The sequence below is a fragment of the Paenibacillus sp. KACC 21273 genome (genome assembly GCF_028736095.1).
Lineage (GTDB): Bacteria > Bacillota > Bacilli > Paenibacillales > Paenibacillaceae > Saccharibacillus > Saccharibacillus kyungheensis.
In genome coordinates this window covers 4,600,799-4,616,948 of record NZ_CP117876.1, presented here as the reverse complement: position 1 = coordinate 4,616,948, position 16,150 = coordinate 4,600,799, and the positions used below count along the sequence as shown (strand labels likewise).

Here is a 16,150-nt window from a genome sequence, read left to right as displayed (position 1 = left end):
TTGCTACGAAGAGGTGGGATAATGATAATGAGGAATAGTACAGTTCGTCAAAAAGGGTTTTTGGTATTTATTTCATTTTTGCTGATGTTTGGTATTATGCCGAATGCGAGTTACAGTTATGCAGCAGCTACCGATCAACCGACAGTCATTAATGTAGCTTTATACGATTATGTTCCTGATCCTGAGCGTTTTCAGCAAGCAGTCGTAAAAAATTGGGCAGAAGTTGAACCCAATGTACGCTTAAATTTTGTTAAATGGGATGGATATGAAGCCGATCCAGATGCGAATGTAGATGTGTTTGTATTTGATGCGATCTTTTTATCTCATTTTGTAGACAAAGGATATTTGAAAGCGATACCACAGAATCAAATTCAAGATCGCCAAGATATTATTGATTTTGCAATGGAAGGATGCACAGTAAATGGAGCAGCCTACTGTATTCCACAAATTGTGTGTACTAATTTATTATTTTATCGAGAAGATGATACAGCTCTTGCCTCTGTCCGTAGCGTACCGGAATTATATCGCATTTTAGGTGAACGACAATCAACAGGCGTTATTCCTGACAATAATGAAGGATTGCTGATCGACATGTCTGGTGGTACTACCAAAGCAGCCATGTATCTGGATGCGTTGTTAGACACCCGTCAACAATATACGGATTATACTGTTTTGCCTGATCCTAATACGTTAAATTCAAAAGCATTTAAAAGTCTAAAACAATTACAAAAAATGGGTGGTAAAGATCAGATTGAGTACTGGCCTGACAACAACGATGCTTATATCCGAGCAGATTGGTTCCGTAGTGGTATAGGTCGTGCATTTATTGGATATACCGAAGCGATGTCCAGTATGGGTGATTATGCAGATGATGTGAATTTTAAAACCATCTCAATGTCGAGTAAAACAGATATTCCTGTTTTTTATGGAGATATGGTTGGTGTGAATTCGGCAATTACAGATCCTGCTAAGCAAGATATTGCGATCAAATTGGCAAATGTGATTACAGCCAGCCAAACGATGGTAGATGCTATTTCTCCAAATGAAGCTAAAGTGTATCCTCAATATTTGTTACCTGCAAGACATAGTGTATACCAAAAAATGCAGCAACAATTTCCGATTTATAGCCAATTGATCCCGATTGCTACTCATCCTGATAACAAAATATTCAAAATGGGACCGGATGCAAGAAATTGGATCGAACAAGCTAAAGTAACGATTACAGATCGATTAGCAACTGTAGCTGTTCAGTAACCAAAGCTACTTCTATTCTAGTAAGATTAGGAGACTGATGATGAAAAAACTACTAACGATTGCAGGTTCTGATTGTAGTGGAGGCGCTGGAATACAGGCGGATCTCAAAACATTTTCCGCGTATGGTGTATTCGGTATGAGTGTGATTGTATCTGTAGTGGCTGAGAATACAGCGCGTGTGATAAGTATTCAGAATATCACTCCAGAAGTAATCAGTGATCAGATCGATGCAATCTATGAAGATATTGGAACAGATGCTGTCAAGATTGGCATGCTATCGGATCATGAATGTATGGAAGCTGTTGCTTATAAGCTGAAGCAGTATCGTCCGAAGCATATTGTGATCGATCCTGTTATGTATGCCAAAAATGGAAGCCCACTCATGCAACAAGATGCTGTAGGTACATTGATTCGAGACATTTTACCATTTGCGGATGTACTGACGCCTAATATTCCAGAAGCAGAGCGGATCACTGGGATAACGATTGAATCTATACATGATATGGAAGAAGCCGCTAAGCGAATAGCCGATCAAGGTGTCCGTCATGTCCTTGTTAAAGGTGGACATTCACTTGGCGATGAAGCCACAGATATACTGTATGATGGTCAGCAGATGTATTACTTTACAGAAAAACGAATAGACACTTTGAATACGCATGGTACAGGATGTACGTATTCTTCTGCTATTGCAGCAGGGCTTGCCTTAACTGATAATTTGCACGAAGCGGTGAAGCAGGCCAAAGCTTATGTAACGACAGCGATTCGTCATTCACTTCATATAGGTTCAGGTCCGGGACCTACACATCATTTTTATGATTTGTATCAACATGGACTACGACAGAGTGATCCCACCAAGCAGATTTGATAAGTAAGGTTAAACAGCGAAATATCTGAACTATGAAGTACGATGAAAGTAATAAACAGATTAGAGGGATATCCTTTAATCTGTTTATTTTTTGCTACCATAGCTGTATCCTAATAAAAAGTAATATAAAGCGAATAAGGAGATAATAAAGTATGCGACGCAAAACAAAAGGATCTAAGCGAAAAAGAGAGAAAAAGATAGAATCTTTTTTGCACAGTGTATTAGATATGTTCTTCTGGTGGAGATAGGATGACTTGTAGCAATAAGTATAAAATAACAAACATGATAAGTAATCATTTTTATGTATATCGTTTGACATCTTTGATTTAAGGGTAAAGTAATAAAGGACGAAGATGACAAATTAATCTTGTTTATTGTTTATAGTCAAAATTTTTTTGCTAAAAATTTGATTGTGCACAAAAAAGTTGTATAATACTAAATATGTATTATGTATAAAAGTTCATAATCTAAAACAGAAATCATTGACTGATGTTTTCTAAATATAAATAGAGGAGTCGATTAATATGACTAAAAAAGTATTGTTAGTAGCGACAAGTGCTACAGAAATGAACGGACACCCTACAGGACTATGGTTAGAAGAATTGGCTGCACCTTATCATGTATTTCAAGATGCAGGCGTAGAACCTACTATCGTATCGGTTAAAGGCGGTAAAGTAACCATCGACAAAAACTCTATTCCAGATGGGATTCCTGCTGAATTGCAATCGGTAGCTGATATGCTTGAAGACACCAAAGCTCTTGCAGACGTCAATGTAAGCGACTTTGATGGCGTATTATTTGCTGGTGGACATGGCCCTATGGTCGATTTTGCAAGCAACCCGGTAATCGCTCAATTGATTCATGATACAGAAGCTCATAACGGTGTAGTTGGTGCTGTATGTCATGGTGTTGGTGCTCTTGTGGATGTGAAAAAAGCAGACGGTACCTACTATGTACAAGGCAAAAACATTACAGGTTTCACTGATGAAGAAGAAGATATGGTGAAATTGACGAAATATGTTCCTTTCTTACTTGAAAGCAAATTGCGTGAGCAAGGTGCAGCATTTGTAGCCGCTTCTGCTTTTGCAGATCATGTAATCGTTGACGGTAAATTAGTAACAGGACAAAACCCTGCTTCTAGTGAAAGCACAGCGAAAGCGATGCTTGAATTGCTATAATCTCTAATCGCTATACGTTCTACTAAGTAGATAATAGATAGTGAATATACAAAAGCGAAAGTTCTCTGGCTGTTATCTGAGGATTTTCGCTTTTTTTATTTTAATACATCAAACTATATGTTGCGGATATTTATAGGGATTAGATTTTATCGGTTAGAAAGATATTCTATAAAAAATATACTATCCATACAAAATTTGAATAACTACGTAAGTAAATATGTACACAGGTTTAATCGAAAAACGATTGTGACAATGATGCAAATAAGATAGACTGACTTTAACTGTAATCAAGATATGATTCATATTTTGTAAATAGAAGCTTGTACAGGTCAGGAGGAGCTACCATGAAAGAACAGGAAGAACGTCGCCGTGTAGGCATTATGGATATAGGATCGAACTCGATTCGACTGGTTATTTATGAAACAGGCAATGGTGGTGGATATCAGGTTCTTAAAGAATGCCGGGAATCTGCTAGACTCAGTGCTATTGTTACTCCTCAAGGAGATATGCCACTGGAAGCAGTCAGTGTCATCGTGCCTGTTTTAAAACAATTTGCCGATGTCAGTGCTGCTTATGAAGTAGAAGAGATTCGAGCTGTCGCTACAGCGGCTATACGCAACGCTAGCAATGGCGAAGAAGTAATTGAATATTTGAATCGTGAAACTGGAATTACCATCGAATTGTTACCCGGTGAAATGGAAGGGCATTATGGATTTATCGGGGTAGTGAACCGAATCGATATCGAAGATGGATATATTATTGATATTGGTGGCGGAAGTACCGAAGTCACTTTGTTCCGCGATCGGGCTCGCGTCTCTACAGTGTCTTTCCCTTTCGGAGCTGTCAATATGAATGTGCGATTTGGTAACGAAACGACAGGACGCTGGGACGAATCGTCTGTTAATGAACTGCAACAACTGGTACTGGATGCCGCAGAAAAGCATGATTGGATCAGTCAGTATCCTGATCTTCCTATGGTCGGTCTGGGAGGAACGATTCGTGCTGTAGGTAAAATGCATCAACGCAAATTAAAATATTCGCTGGAACAGATTCACCATTATACATTAGAAGCAGAAGATACGGATTATTACTATCAACAGCTTCCTGCAATGAGTAATGATCAACGTAAGCGTATTGCCGGTCTATCCAAAACACGCAGTGATATTATTGTACCGGGCGTTATTATTTTAAATACATTATTCCGTTATATGCATTGTTCGCATTATGTGATTAGTGGAACAGGGTTACGGGATGGATTGTTTTTTGAATGGGAACGCGGTAAAGATAATGTGATTGTCGAAGATGTATTAGAGTATGAGATTGGTGCAGCGCTACATGGAGAGCCTTTGCCACGTCAACGCCATTTACGCTGGGTACAACAGTTATCTTCTGAACTATATGAAGCGCTTGGAGAAGGTCAGGAAGACGTTTCTAATCGCAAAATATTACGTACAGCTTCGTTATTGTATCGGGTAGGTATGAAAATTGGTTACCATGACTTTGAAGAACATACCCGCTATTTGCTGACCACTCGTGCGGTAGCCGGACTTAATCATCGCGAAACGGTTCTAGTTGCTTTTATCGCTATTTTTGGTAGCAAAGGCAAAATCAAAAAAAGACGCATCTCGACAGAGTATGCTGATATTCTTCATCCCAAAGACGAAGAGCGTATTCGCCGCTTAGGTGCTGTATTGCAATTAGCTGCTGCGATGGATGTGAGCGAGACGCAACCTGTGGATCGCTTGGTCGCTGTACGCAAAGGAAGAGACTTCGAGCTGACAGTTCACTGTCATACCGAAGCCTCTATGGAAACACATGAAATTACAGAAGCAGTTAGAGATTTGGAGAAGGAGTGGGACGTGAGAGTGAGACTGGTGGTACATATGGTTTCCAAGAGTTAATTTCCCACGCTTTGAATTGACTGCGTAACGGAGGTTTTCCGTTATCAAATCGCTCATAACTGCCACTAGGTAGTAGCAATCTGGCTTTGATATTATCCGCAAGGATAAGATCCAGAATGCGCTGCATAGTGGCTTTTGTGCTTTTATCGAATAATGGACACATCAGTTCAACACGACGAGTGAGATTACGAGTCATCCAATCTGCACTGGATAACCAGATCTCAAGATCGCCTCCATTTTCAAAAGAGTAAATACGAGAGTGTTCTAGATAGCGATCGACGATACTGCGAACTGTAATTCGCTCACTCAGACCAACTACACCCGGACGTAGACAGCACACTCCACGTATAATGAGATCAATATTCACTCCTGCTTGAGAAGCGATATATAGTTCATCAATAATCTGTTGGTTAGATAATGAGTTCATTTTGGCAATGATGCGTGCAGGTCTGCCGTTACGTGCATGTTCAGCTTCACGCTGGATCAATTCGATAAATTTGTTCATCATTGTATCCGGTGCGACAGCGACAGCTTGCCATTCATGACTTTCTGTATATCCTGTAATATGGTTGAACACTTCAGAAGCATCTTCACCAATATGAGGATTCATCGTTAACAGACCGATATCTGTATATGACTTCGCTGTAGAAGCATTGTAATTACCTGTACCGATATGAATATAACGTTTGAGTCCATCTGCTTCGCGGCGTACCACTAGAATTAATTTGGCATGTGTTTTGAGTCCAACCAGACCATAGACCACATGACAACCTGCTTTTTCCAGTGTGCGTGCCCAAGCGATATTACGTTCTTCATCAAATCTTGCTTTCAGTTCTACCACTACTGTAACCTGTTTGCCAGATTCAGCAGCTTTGGCAAGTGCCTGAATAATCGAAGAGCGACCACTGACCCGATACAATGTCATTTTGATCGCCATCACATCATCATCTTCAGCAGCTTGTTCTATAAAATCACTAATCACATCAAATGATTCGTATGGATGATATAACAATACATCACGTTCTTTTAAGACGCTGAAAAAGTCAGTGTCGCTACCTTCTGGAAATTCTGGTGCATAACGCGGAATTTCTGGCGGATAACGTAACGATTCATGATTTTGCACCGAATCTGAAAATGGCAATAAAAATCCAAGATCAAGCGGGCCATCGATTTCGTACACTGCTTCAGACACGTCGAATTCTTCTTGTAACATTCGAAGAGCAAATGGATGAAAATCTTTCTCCACTTCAAGACGTACAGGAGCGCCACGACGACGTTTACGTAATTTATTCTCGATTTCTTCTAACAAGTCTTCTGCTTCTTCTTCATTGATATCTAGATCTGTATTACGTGTCAGACGGAAAGCATTCACGCCTACAGGCTGATATCCGCCGAATAATGTATGAATATGATGACAAATTAATTCGTCGATCATAATGTATTGTTGTTTTTTACTGTTTTGACGGTGAGGTAGTGCTACCAATCTAGGAAGATTGGATGGAATCTGAACAATTGCAAAATAAAAGGCATCATGCTCATCTTCAGTAATCGGTTCTCTACCTCCATGTTCAAGCACGACAGACAAATACACATTCAGTCCATGAACAAGTGGGAACGGACGACTCTGATCGACAGCCATCGGTGTAAGTACAGGGAAAATTACATCTTCATAATACGTATCTGCCGCTTTGCGCTGAGTGGCACTAAGATCGGTATAACGATTGACCGTAATGCCCTGCTTGCCAAGTAGACGCATGAGTTCGCGGTATGTACGATATTGAGTATGAACCATTTTTTCTACTTTTTTGGTCAGACGCTTGAATAGACCAGACGGAGTATAGCCGGTAAAATCTTTTTTGAGATAGCCTTCTTTGATTTGATTGCGAATCCCAGCAACACGTACACTCATAAATTCGTCTAAATTACGGGACACAATCCCCAAAAATTTGATACGTTCTAACAGTGGAGCTTCTGAATCTTGCGCTTCTTCCAGTACTCGACTATTGAATTCGATCCAGCTTAGATCACGGTTAATATAGCTTGAATGAGTAGGATGGTTTACATGTTTGTTTTCCATAATGCCTCCGCTTAATCATTGTTATCCAATCATATTCTCTAATCTAGTGTAACGTGCAGTATGCGGAATACCAAATGTGGGGTATGCAAATACTTTTGTCATAAGGTGTCAAAACAACTCGTATAGAGTCATTATAACGTTCAATTGTTAACGCTGTGTAAAAGCGAATTACCATTCGTTCCACAAATTAGGACCGCCTACTTTGCCAATCGCTTTTTTCTGAGTACGTCCAAAGTTAAAGCCATGAGTACGCAGTTCATAACCGTCCTCATGCAACTGGTCTGGAGGGATCGTTTTTTGCAATTCAGCAACAGAACGGGTAAGATAACCGGGCTTGTGCATATTCACAAGTAATAAATCATGATGTAAATGACTCAAACATTCTGCTAATGTCATCAAGTGTAGGCTCCTTTGAATAATTACATAGCTTACTTTCAATATATATTACCCTTATACATTCGTTTTGATAATATAGTGGGTATGAAAAAAATACCTGATCTCTACATGATTGGCGTCAAACGCATCGTAGATGTCAGGTATTTGGGTTTAATCTTTTAGATGAAGAATATGTTTTAGTTCAGTATGCGAATTAACATTTAGTCGTGGTAAATGCATCAAATCATCACCCGGATGAACAAAGCCAGGTCTAACCGTGAACGCCATACGATATCCATTTTCTCGTAACGTATAGATCATCTGATCTTGATACTCTCCATAAGGATAAGCAAAGTAAGGCGTATCGATCTTTGTTTTGGTTTTCATTAATTCAATATCGTTTTTAAGACGATCATTTTCTAGACCGACCGCCGCAGTATCTCCGCATTGAATCGTATTTTTGTAGTGAAGGTTGTACGTATGGCTATTGTATTCAAATACATCTTTGGTCGCTTTCATTTCTTTACGTGAAATCGTTGTTTTTTCTTTAGGTAGAAATTTTTGTGTTTTGCTTTTGAGCTTAGTTCCTACTATAAAGATCGAAGCGTGGAATCCATATTTCTTCAATACGGGATACGCATAGACCACATTATTCTGGTATCCATCGTCAAATGTAATGACAACCGTCTTTTCAGGTAATTGAATTTCTCCATTCACATATTGCTCTAGCTCGGACAAAGTGGCTGTTTTGTAGCCATTATCGTGTAGATATTTCATACCTTTGGTAAAAGATTCTAAGCTCATGCGAGCATTATTTTTCTTTTCTACATTGTATTTCTCAGGTACAACATAATGGTACATCAATACAGGAATACGTGCAGCTTTGCCTTTAGGAGCAGTTTTGATCGACTCTGAAGCTGAAGCCACATTATCTTCACCAGCATTGAGCAAATTAGCAAACAAATCATTTTTGGTATCATAGGAAGCTTTACAAGTCTTATAAGAAAAAGCTGAGGCATGCGGATACTTTAAGCTAAGTATGTAGAACGTGATCACAAATGCGATTGAAATATAGAGCATGAGTACAAATAAATGTCGAGCCCGCATAACTGTAATTCTCCTTTCTAAGAGTTTGGCAATATAAACGTCACTTCTTTATAAAGTAAAGCTAAGAGTGATATTATGAATTAGATATCTTTGTTTCTATATATAACATCGGCTAAATCATAATAAAATTTTATGGTGCTGTAGTTCTATCTTAGGAGCACTAGCTACTCTGATCTGCACTATATCTTACCATTTACATTTTCCTACACTGCTATTTTAGAGCAATATTAATCTGGTTATAGCCCAAAGATACCTATAGTCTCAACACTTTTCGAAGTGAGCAGGCTATAGGCATGAGGGGGTTCGGAGTAAAGTTGGTTAAAAATGATTTGGATTTTGGGACAGTGTACCTATAATTATTAGAGCTGTTGTGTTACAGCACTGTTAATATAATCTTGCCTTGAATATGTCCGCTGGTAGCTCTTTCATGAGCTTGACGAGCATCTGCAAGTGCAAACGTACTGTCGATAGCCACCTGAACTTTTCCGCTATCCAGTAATTGCCCTAGCTCTGCTAGTTGTGAGCCATTCGAACGTACCTGAGTCGTTGATACTGTGATGCCTAGATTTGTAGCTTCTTCTTCATCAGAGAAACCCAAAAAGACGGGGAACAAAGCACCTCCACGTTGAATTGTGCGTAAAAAACGACCCGTTGTAGGACCACCGAGCGTATCCAGAACAAGATCAATGTCGTGGACACTGTATTCAGGTTTATTTTTGGTATAGTCTATAAATTCATCTGCTCCAAGTTCACGAAGAAACGATTCATGTCTAGTAGATGCTACTGCGATAACGTGTGCGCCTTTCCATTTCGCTAATTGTAATGCTAAATGCCCTACACCGCCTGCAGCCCCATTGATAAGTACTTTCTTACCTTTAAGCGGCACCGGATGATGGGAATAAGATTGAAATGGATTGGCTTCATCATGCCCTAAATCCACTAAAAATTGCCAAGCAGTAAGAGCAGCCATAGGTACGCCAGCAGCATGTATATGATCAATACCGGCTGGTTTGAGTGCTAGATCGGAAGCTGGTGCAGCAACATATTCCGCGTAAGCTGCACTTTCCCCTACGCTTGGAAAGCGAACCATACCAAAAACTTCATCACCGACAGAGAAATGGTCTACATCTATAGCTACTGCTTCCACAACACCTGATATATCCGATCCTAGAATAAGTGGAAAAGCTACTTGTGGTTGCCAATCAGGCGGAAGATCTTTATAACCTTCACGCAGATACCAATCGGGAGGATTGATACCAACAGCATGAACACGCACAAGTACTTCACCTGATTTTAACTGCGGAATTGGTGCTTCCTCATAATGTAGTACTTCGGGACCGCCAAATTCATGCAAACGAATAGCTTTCATTGTATCTTTAGACATCTTACTTTCCCCTTCCATATAGATGAGTTATACTTACTTGATTCACATTTCGATTAAAAGGAGCGGTGATCCGTTTATGATTATACGGAGCAGTGCTCCAATTGTCAAGGAGGAAGGATATGCGCGTCGATGCCAAAAAAAATTATGATCATATACTAGCAGTTGCCGATACGGTCATCACTCAAAATGGAGCCGATGCTTCACTACGTGATATCGCTCGTAAAGCAGAAGTTGGACTGGGCACGTTATACCGTCATTTCCCTACTAGAGAAGCACTACTTGAAGCATTGCTACGTACGCAATTTGATGAGTTAACTACAAAGGCATCTGAGTTTGAAAAAGCGAATTCTGCCGAGGATGCCCTTGTATCGTGGTTACATGATGTCTTTATATGTACAGGCATTTATCAAGGAGTTGTATCTGCGATGATTGCAGCTATGGAAGATACAGAGTCTGCCCTTCATGCTTCATGCGTCACATTACGGGCATCTGGAGGAAGACTTCTTCAACGTGCTCAAGCAGAAGGTTTGGCTCGTGTTGATATAGATGGTGAAGATTTATTTTCTTTGGTTGCTGCGTTAGCATGGCTTGGCGATCAGCCTTCATCTGCATCACGAGCTGAACGCCTTTTTAATATGATGATAGGTACAATTTTAATATCTTAAATAAGTAATTATTTTAGAAGAATACTCTAAATTTAGAACAAAAAGCTAAAAAGCTGATTCCCTGTTAGTATGTAGAAATCAGCTTTTTGTTATATCCATAGGTATTGAATTATTCTTCTATATGCTTGTAAATATATTTCTTCTTTTTCTGCTAAACAGGATAAAACTAGATGTAAAAATAAAGAAATAAACTATTGTAAACGCTTTACTATAACATACTTAATTATACCTGTCAGTGACATAATTCACTTGGTTTGGATCAATGAAGGAGTATAGTTGTGTGTAGTGATAAGTATCACAGCCCAGCGCTTGGCAGTAAAAGCGCGACATCTACTGATTCTATAGAAAATGATTTTTGCATAAGCAAAATATCTTACGTTCAGCGCTTGGCAGTAGAAGCGTACGTAGCAAGGTCACTATGTCGGTCAGGAACATCAATTTTTTTATGTAGTAGACTGTAATTATCCAAAAGGATGTGTTCATTATGGCAGATTTCGTCAGATCCGTAACTTCACCTAGAAAATTTATTACAGGTCAGCATTTATTATCTAAATTAAATGATTATACGCGTGGTTATGGTGATCATGCTTATGTTATTTGTGATGAATTTATATTAGAACGTGCACAAACAGAAGCTGAACCTACATTTACAGCAGCTAATCATAAAGCACATTTTGAGAAATTTGAATATGAATGTACCAAAGAAGAAGTAATGCGTCACCGCGAATTGGTTAAACAATCTGGCGCTAACGTTATTGTCGGAATTGGTGGCGGTAAAACACTAGATACAGCGAAAGCGACTGCTTACTATGAGCAACTTCCTGTAGTCATTTTCCCAACAATTGCGTCTACCGATGCACCTTGTACAGCACTTGCTGTTATTTATAAAAAAGACGGTTCGTTTGACGAATACTTATTCTTACCTAATAACCCGGATACGGTGCTTGCCGATATGGGTATTCTTGCAGGCGCACCTGTTCGTTTCTTCGCTGCGGGTGTCGGCGATGCGTTAGCGACTTATTTTGAAGCTCGTGCGTGTTATGCTTCTAATGGAGATAATCTGGCTCTTATGAAACCAACAGCTACTGGACTTGGATTAGCTAAACTATGCTATGAAATGTTGCTTGATAATGCAGTCAGTGCAACTAAAGCTGTTCAACAAAAAGTAGTAACCAAAGCGGTAGAAAATACGATCGAAGCAACAATCTACTTGAGCGGTGTAGGTGCTGAATCTGGCGGACTTGCTGCTGCTCATGCGATTCATAACGGAATGACGGCTGTTCCTTCGATCCACCGTGCACAACATGGTGAAAAAGTGACATTCGGATTGTTAGCACAATTGGTGCTAGAAAACTCGCCTAAAGAAGAGTTCGAAACAGTAGTCAATTTGATCAAAGCAGTAGGTCTTCCATTGACACTTGAAGATTTAGGTATGACTGAATTTGTAGAAGCTGAATGGAGACAAGTTGCTGAAAGTGCTTGTGCACCAGACGATACAATGGGACATATGCCTTTCCCTGTAACTCCAGATGATGTCTACAATGCGATTGTAGCTGCTAATGCTATCGCTCATACGTATAAATAAGTTATTGTTCAATAAAAATAAAGAAGAGGTATTACCTAAGTAAAACTGGTAATGCCTCTTCTTTATTATAAAATTAAGCATCATATGCTAAAGAGTTTGAGATAAAGTAAAGAGTTGTCTTATATAACAAAACAAATAAAATCAATATCTAAGGGAGTATAAGATTATATAAATTATAGAGATATTTTTCAATATAAATAAAGATTTAATAATTATAATTTTGATTTAAAATGTACATTGAAATTAAAGTATCATATTTAGTTCTTTTTAACTAGAAATGATTAATATATTTTTTCTTGCTTATAAATATATGTAAAAAGTATCATTTACTTATATGGAAATAAATATATATAATACAAATGTAAATAAAACTTACTAAATTAAGTTTATTTAACATTTTAAAAGGAGACTGATGTATGAGATTAAAGAAAACAGTAAAAATTTTATTAGCAAGTATTGTATTAGGAGTATCAACTATAGGAATTAATGGAGTCCAAGCACAGAATAGTCAAGAGCCAGATTTATACATAAATAATAGTATACAAGGTTCAGAAAAGAAAATAATGGAAGATGTCATTTCAACTCTTCCTATTGAAGACAGAGAGAATGTTATTTATATAACAAAGGGAGGAGATATTTATGCCAATAAACCTGAGTTGAAAGATGATATTGAAGAGTTAACATCAGTAAAAGATAATGTTTATAAAAATAGTATAGGTGAGCAATTTATATTCCCTAAATCAGACCCTAAACCATCAGTAGTAAAAAATACGTATTTTTCAGTTAGTAAAGTGGCCGCTCCTAATTGTTCAAACGGCGGCACAGGCCCGTATAGACGAGTTTATAGTAGTACAGGATATTCTTGGCTTTCCATGAAAGTTCATATTCCATCTGAAACAGAAATTAAAGACCTAGGACCAGGTACTTCAACTGGTGATACTGGTTATATTTATACAGGAGGTTGGGGTGGTGATAAATCTTTGACGGTTGATGCAGGAATGCAACATAATACGCTTAAGAAAAATTGGTCTGGTGCAATAAGAGTTTCTGGAAATTCTGCTCCTTTCGATATGACCAATCGCTATCAACCTAATCAAGACGTTCAGATGAAATTTTATGTCAATGCTAATAACTCTGTTACATTAGTTATCACTGGTATTTTGATTGATGGTATTAAAAAAACTCAAACAGTAGTTGCTGAAGCGCAAGGTTTTACTCTGGATGGGTCAAATAATATATTAAAAAGAATTACTAGTATTGGTCAGACTAAAGGTAAAGAAAATTTTGCGACTGGTAGTTATATGAATAATATTCATTGGTATGACGTTAATATTGGTAAGAGCTCAATTAATAATACGCCTTGGAATAGTGGATCACAATCAGGTGGCTTGTGTTCTTATCCCAATAATACTAAAGTGAAAACATCTTATACTAATCAGGGAGAAGAAACAGTAAGTATTGATTTGTAATATAACTTGAAAATAAAATTGAATTTTTCAAGAGTAAACAGATTTATTTACCTGCAACATTTATTATGTATATAACGTTATAAAGTAAAATAATCAAGGAGATGATATTTTGAAATATTTTAAATCTTTACTTATTTTCTTTCTAATTACATTAATAATTTTTCCTGATTCAACTTTTGCTCAATCAAAAATAAAGACATCTTCACCACCTATTCTCAAAATAAATCAGTATTATATTTTATTTACTTATCCAACTTCACCTTATGTGGATCAAAATAATAGATTACTTGTACCTTTACGTTCATTGAGTGATCTTTTAGGAGCAGATGTGGCATATAATAAAGATAAAAAGCAAGCAACTATTAACTTTAATAATCATCATTTAGTTTTGACTACAGGCTCTAAAGAAGTGACTATTGATCAAAATATAGAGCAGATGGATACTATACCTGTACAAAAAAGGAATGCTCTTTATATTCCTCTTAAAGTAATGTTAGAATATTTAGATGTAGATGGAGCTTACAATGCTAACACTAAAATAATTGAATTAAATAATCCTAAGTATATGAAGAATACCCCTCAGTTAACCCAAGAAACTCAAGACAGAGTAGGGTTGGATGAAAATCAAAATGCATTCCAAGTCACTTCATATCAAATAAATCTAGGAGCAACGGATAAAAAAGCAGGTATTTGGAAAGGTAGCATAACCTATACATCTAAAAATGTTACAGGTAAAACCATCGAGCAAGGAAAAGAAGATATTCATTCTTCGTATATGCTTGCTAATGGTAATTCGCAGGGAGAACTATACAAATATATGCGTGAAAAGCATAGTGCAGTAAAACCAGGTGAGTCTATTACCAAAACAAGAACATTAATAGGTAATACTGATTTGGCATACATCATTGTTAAACCATATGCTGTGAAATAAAAAATGCACCTTTACATATCCATTAGTTAACCGCAAGGTTTTCTAACAGTGATATGAAAGGTGCATTTTTGTCTACATATTTATAAAGATCATAGGGAAACAGTTATATTTTTAAAACATACCATTTTCATTTACTGTTTTGGCAGGGACGTCTTGAGAAAGCATCCACATTTCAGCAATTTCATTGTTTTCTACGCGGAAGATTTGGACTACAGATTGACCGGCATCGTCAGCGTTCTTTTTCATCTGACTTTGGATCAATACAAGGTCACCTTCTGCAACCATATTAACTACAGTAGCAGTGCTGTCCGGGTTAGCGCGGAATTGAGCAAGATAGTTGTTCACTAATGGTTCAATACCGTCTTTCATTTTCACATTATGCTGAACCAATGATTCACTCACAACGCCTGAAGCCGCATCTGTATTATGCTCTACAAAAAAGCTGTTAAAGAAGTTGCTTACAAATTGAGCATTAGAAGCTACGACTGCTTTATCAGTAGCAGCAACATCTGCGCTCGTAGACGCACTTGGTAGTAGATTTTGGATCATACTAGAAGCACCTGTTACCGGTTGAACCGTATTCCAGTGCTCTACAATTTTACCGTCAGTTACACGGAAAATGTCTACAGCCGCTTGACCGGGATCATCTGGATTAGCCATTGGGTAGTTCATGACAGCAACTAGATCATTTTGACCGATCATACCTTTGACATTGACTTTGTAATCAGGGTTCGCTTTGATAAAGGAAGCGATATACGTTTTGAACGCTTCTTTACCTGTAGCAATCATAGGATCATGTTCTTTGTAATCGTCTGCAAGATACATATCTATTTTATCGGTCTGATGCCCATTGAGTACGTCTTGGTACATACTCGCAACAACTTTTTTGTTTGCTACGATTTTAGCATTTTGAGCAGAAGCTGACTCTGTACTAGCCGGATCAGTAGAAGTACTACCTTCTGTCGGTGTCGTTGCTTCTGGATTGGTAGCTGATGGATTACCTGTGCCTGTATTTTCAGTAGTAGGCGTGGTTGCAGGTTGATTTGTCGTACTGGAATTACTGTTACATGCTGCAAGAGCAGACATTAACAAAATACTGGTTAGGATTAAACTGATTTTTTTCATCATAAAACTCCTTTGTCATAAATAGTGAAGAATCGTTTGCTTAGCAAACATCACTTTTAGCATATGCTAGTAGAATGCGACACATTCAATTAGAACAGATTTTTGCGAAGTCAAAGACCTATTCGGTAGAATGGTGTCCTTTTTCTATTACCCATAGTTATCTATGATATCCCTAAAATGACAAAATCGACAACTTTCACGATTGATCCAAAACAGTAAAAAACCGTCTCCCTA

At 37.9% G+C, this 16,150-nt stretch carries 13 protein-coding genes; 8 read left to right on the top strand and 5 right to left on the bottom strand.

The genetic code is table 11. From position 1 onward, the window contains the following. Positions 1-27: 27 nt before the first annotated feature. The 4 genes from bcmE to PQ460_RS20190 all read left to right on the top strand — a co-directional run bounded on the left by bcmE (position 28) and on the right by PQ460_RS20190 (position 5,198). On the top strand, positions 28-1,254 hold the full coding sequence (gene bcmE, locus PQ460_RS20205) for a thiamine pyridinylase (protein WP_274170957.1): 1,227 nt from the start codon (positions 28-30) through the stop codon (positions 1,252-1,254). 40 nt (positions 1,255-1,294) lie between these two features. Then, complete coding sequence (gene thiD / locus PQ460_RS20200; RefSeq protein ID WP_274170956.1) at positions 1,295-2,119, top strand: bifunctional hydroxymethylpyrimidine kinase/phosphomethylpyrimidine kinase; 825 nt, start codon at positions 1,295-1,297, stop codon at positions 2,117-2,119. Positions 2,120-2,643: 524 nt separating this feature from the next. After that, complete coding sequence (locus PQ460_RS20195; RefSeq protein WP_274170955.1) at positions 2,644-3,297, top strand: type 1 glutamine amidotransferase domain-containing protein; 654 nt, start codon at positions 2,644-2,646, stop codon at positions 3,295-3,297. Positions 3,298-3,641: 344 nt separating this feature from the next. Then, on the top strand, positions 3,642-5,198 hold the full coding sequence (locus PQ460_RS20190; protein ID WP_274170954.1) for a Ppx/GppA family phosphatase: 1,557 nt from the start codon (positions 3,642-3,644) through the stop codon (positions 5,196-5,198). Here PQ460_RS20190 and ppk1 read toward each other — a convergent pair. The 4 genes from ppk1 to PQ460_RS20170 form a co-directional block, all read right to left on the bottom strand. Then, positions 5,131-7,275, bottom strand: coding sequence for a polyphosphate kinase 1 (ppk1, locus tag PQ460_RS20185; RefSeq protein ID WP_273614896.1), 2,145 nt, complete (start codon positions 7,273-7,275; stop codon positions 5,131-5,133). The genes PQ460_RS20190 and ppk1 overlap by 68 nt on opposite strands. A gap of 168 nt (positions 7,276-7,443) precedes the next feature. Further along, positions 7,444-7,671 carry a hypothetical protein gene (locus tag PQ460_RS20180; RefSeq protein ID WP_273614897.1) on the bottom strand — a complete coding sequence of 76 codons (228 nt, stop codon included), beginning with the start codon at positions 7,669-7,671 and terminating at the stop codon, positions 7,444-7,446. A gap of 150 nt (positions 7,672-7,821) precedes the next feature. Then, positions 7,822-8,757, bottom strand: a complete 936-nt coding sequence (locus PQ460_RS20175; RefSeq protein ID WP_273614898.1) for a polysaccharide deacetylase family protein — start codon at positions 8,755-8,757, stop codon at positions 7,822-7,824. A gap of 373 nt (positions 8,758-9,130) precedes the next feature. Continuing rightward, a complete protein-coding gene (locus PQ460_RS20170; protein WP_274170953.1) occupies positions 9,131-10,141 on the bottom strand; it encodes an NADP-dependent oxidoreductase in 1,011 nt (336 codons plus the stop codon). A 119-nt stretch (positions 10,142-10,260) separates the two neighbouring features. Here PQ460_RS20170 and PQ460_RS20165 point away from each other — a divergent pair, with 119 nt between their 5' ends. From PQ460_RS20165 to PQ460_RS20150, 4 genes are all read left to right on the top strand, one after another. Further along, positions 10,261-10,806, top strand: coding sequence for a TetR/AcrR family transcriptional regulator (locus PQ460_RS20165; protein WP_274170952.1), 546 nt, complete (start codon positions 10,261-10,263; stop codon positions 10,804-10,806). A gap of 484 nt (positions 10,807-11,290) precedes the next feature. After that, complete coding sequence (locus PQ460_RS20160) at positions 11,291-12,391, top strand: glycerol dehydrogenase (protein ID WP_274170951.1); 1,101 nt, start codon at positions 11,291-11,293, stop codon at positions 12,389-12,391. 416 nt (positions 12,392-12,807) lie between these two features. Continuing rightward, entirely contained in the window at positions 12,808-13,860 is a 1,053-nt protein-coding gene (locus PQ460_RS20155; protein WP_274170950.1) for a hypothetical protein, read from the top strand. A 109-nt stretch (positions 13,861-13,969) separates the two neighbouring features. Then, positions 13,970-14,791: a copper amine oxidase N-terminal domain-containing protein gene (locus tag PQ460_RS20150; RefSeq protein ID WP_274170949.1), complete on the top strand. Its 822-nt coding sequence runs from the start codon at positions 13,970-13,972 to the stop codon at positions 14,789-14,791. A 111-nt stretch (positions 14,792-14,902) separates the two neighbouring features. On the opposite strand, the gene PQ460_RS20145 is transcribed toward PQ460_RS20150, so the two are convergent. Then, positions 14,903-15,916: a nuclear transport factor 2 family protein gene (locus PQ460_RS20145; RefSeq protein WP_274170948.1), complete on the bottom strand. Its 1,014-nt coding sequence runs from the start codon at positions 15,914-15,916 to the stop codon at positions 14,903-14,905. Between the last annotated feature and the right edge of the window lie 234 nt (positions 15,917-16,150).

Excerpts from the sequence above, each read along its gene's own strand:
- bcmE (WP_274170957.1), top strand. The coding sequence starts at position 28 with ATGAGGAATAGTACAGTTCGTCAAAAAGGGTTTTTGGTATTTATTTCA.
- thiD (WP_274170956.1), top strand. The coding sequence starts at position 1,295 with ATGAAAAAACTACTAACGATTGCAGGTTCTGATTGTAGTGGAGGCGCT.
- PQ460_RS20195 (WP_274170955.1), top strand. The coding sequence starts at position 2,644 with ATGACTAAAAAAGTATTGTTAGTAGCGACAAGTGCTACAGAAATGAAC.
- PQ460_RS20190 (WP_274170954.1), top strand. The coding sequence starts at position 3,642 with ATGAAAGAACAGGAAGAACGTCGCCGTGTAGGCATTATGGATATAGGA.
- ppk1 (WP_273614896.1), bottom strand. The coding sequence starts at position 7,275 with ATGGAAAACAAACATGTAAACCATCCTACTCATTCAAGCTATATTAAC.
- PQ460_RS20180 (WP_273614897.1), bottom strand. The coding sequence starts at position 7,671 with ATGACATTAGCAGAATGTTTGAGTCATTTACATCATGATTTATTACTT.
- PQ460_RS20175 (WP_273614898.1), bottom strand. The coding sequence starts at position 8,757 with ATGCGGGCTCGACATTTATTTGTACTCATGCTCTATATTTCAATCGCA.
- PQ460_RS20170 (WP_274170953.1), bottom strand. The coding sequence starts at position 10,141 with ATGTCTAAAGATACAATGAAAGCTATTCGTTTGCATGAATTTGGCGGT.
- PQ460_RS20165 (WP_274170952.1), top strand. The coding sequence starts at position 10,261 with ATGCGCGTCGATGCCAAAAAAAATTATGATCATATACTAGCAGTTGCC.
- PQ460_RS20160 (WP_274170951.1), top strand. The coding sequence starts at position 11,291 with ATGGCAGATTTCGTCAGATCCGTAACTTCACCTAGAAAATTTATTACA.
- PQ460_RS20155 (WP_274170950.1), top strand. The coding sequence starts at position 12,808 with ATGAGATTAAAGAAAACAGTAAAAATTTTATTAGCAAGTATTGTATTA.
- PQ460_RS20145 (WP_274170948.1), bottom strand. The coding sequence starts at position 15,916 with ATGAAAAAAATCAGTTTAATCCTAACCAGTATTTTGTTAATGTCTGCT.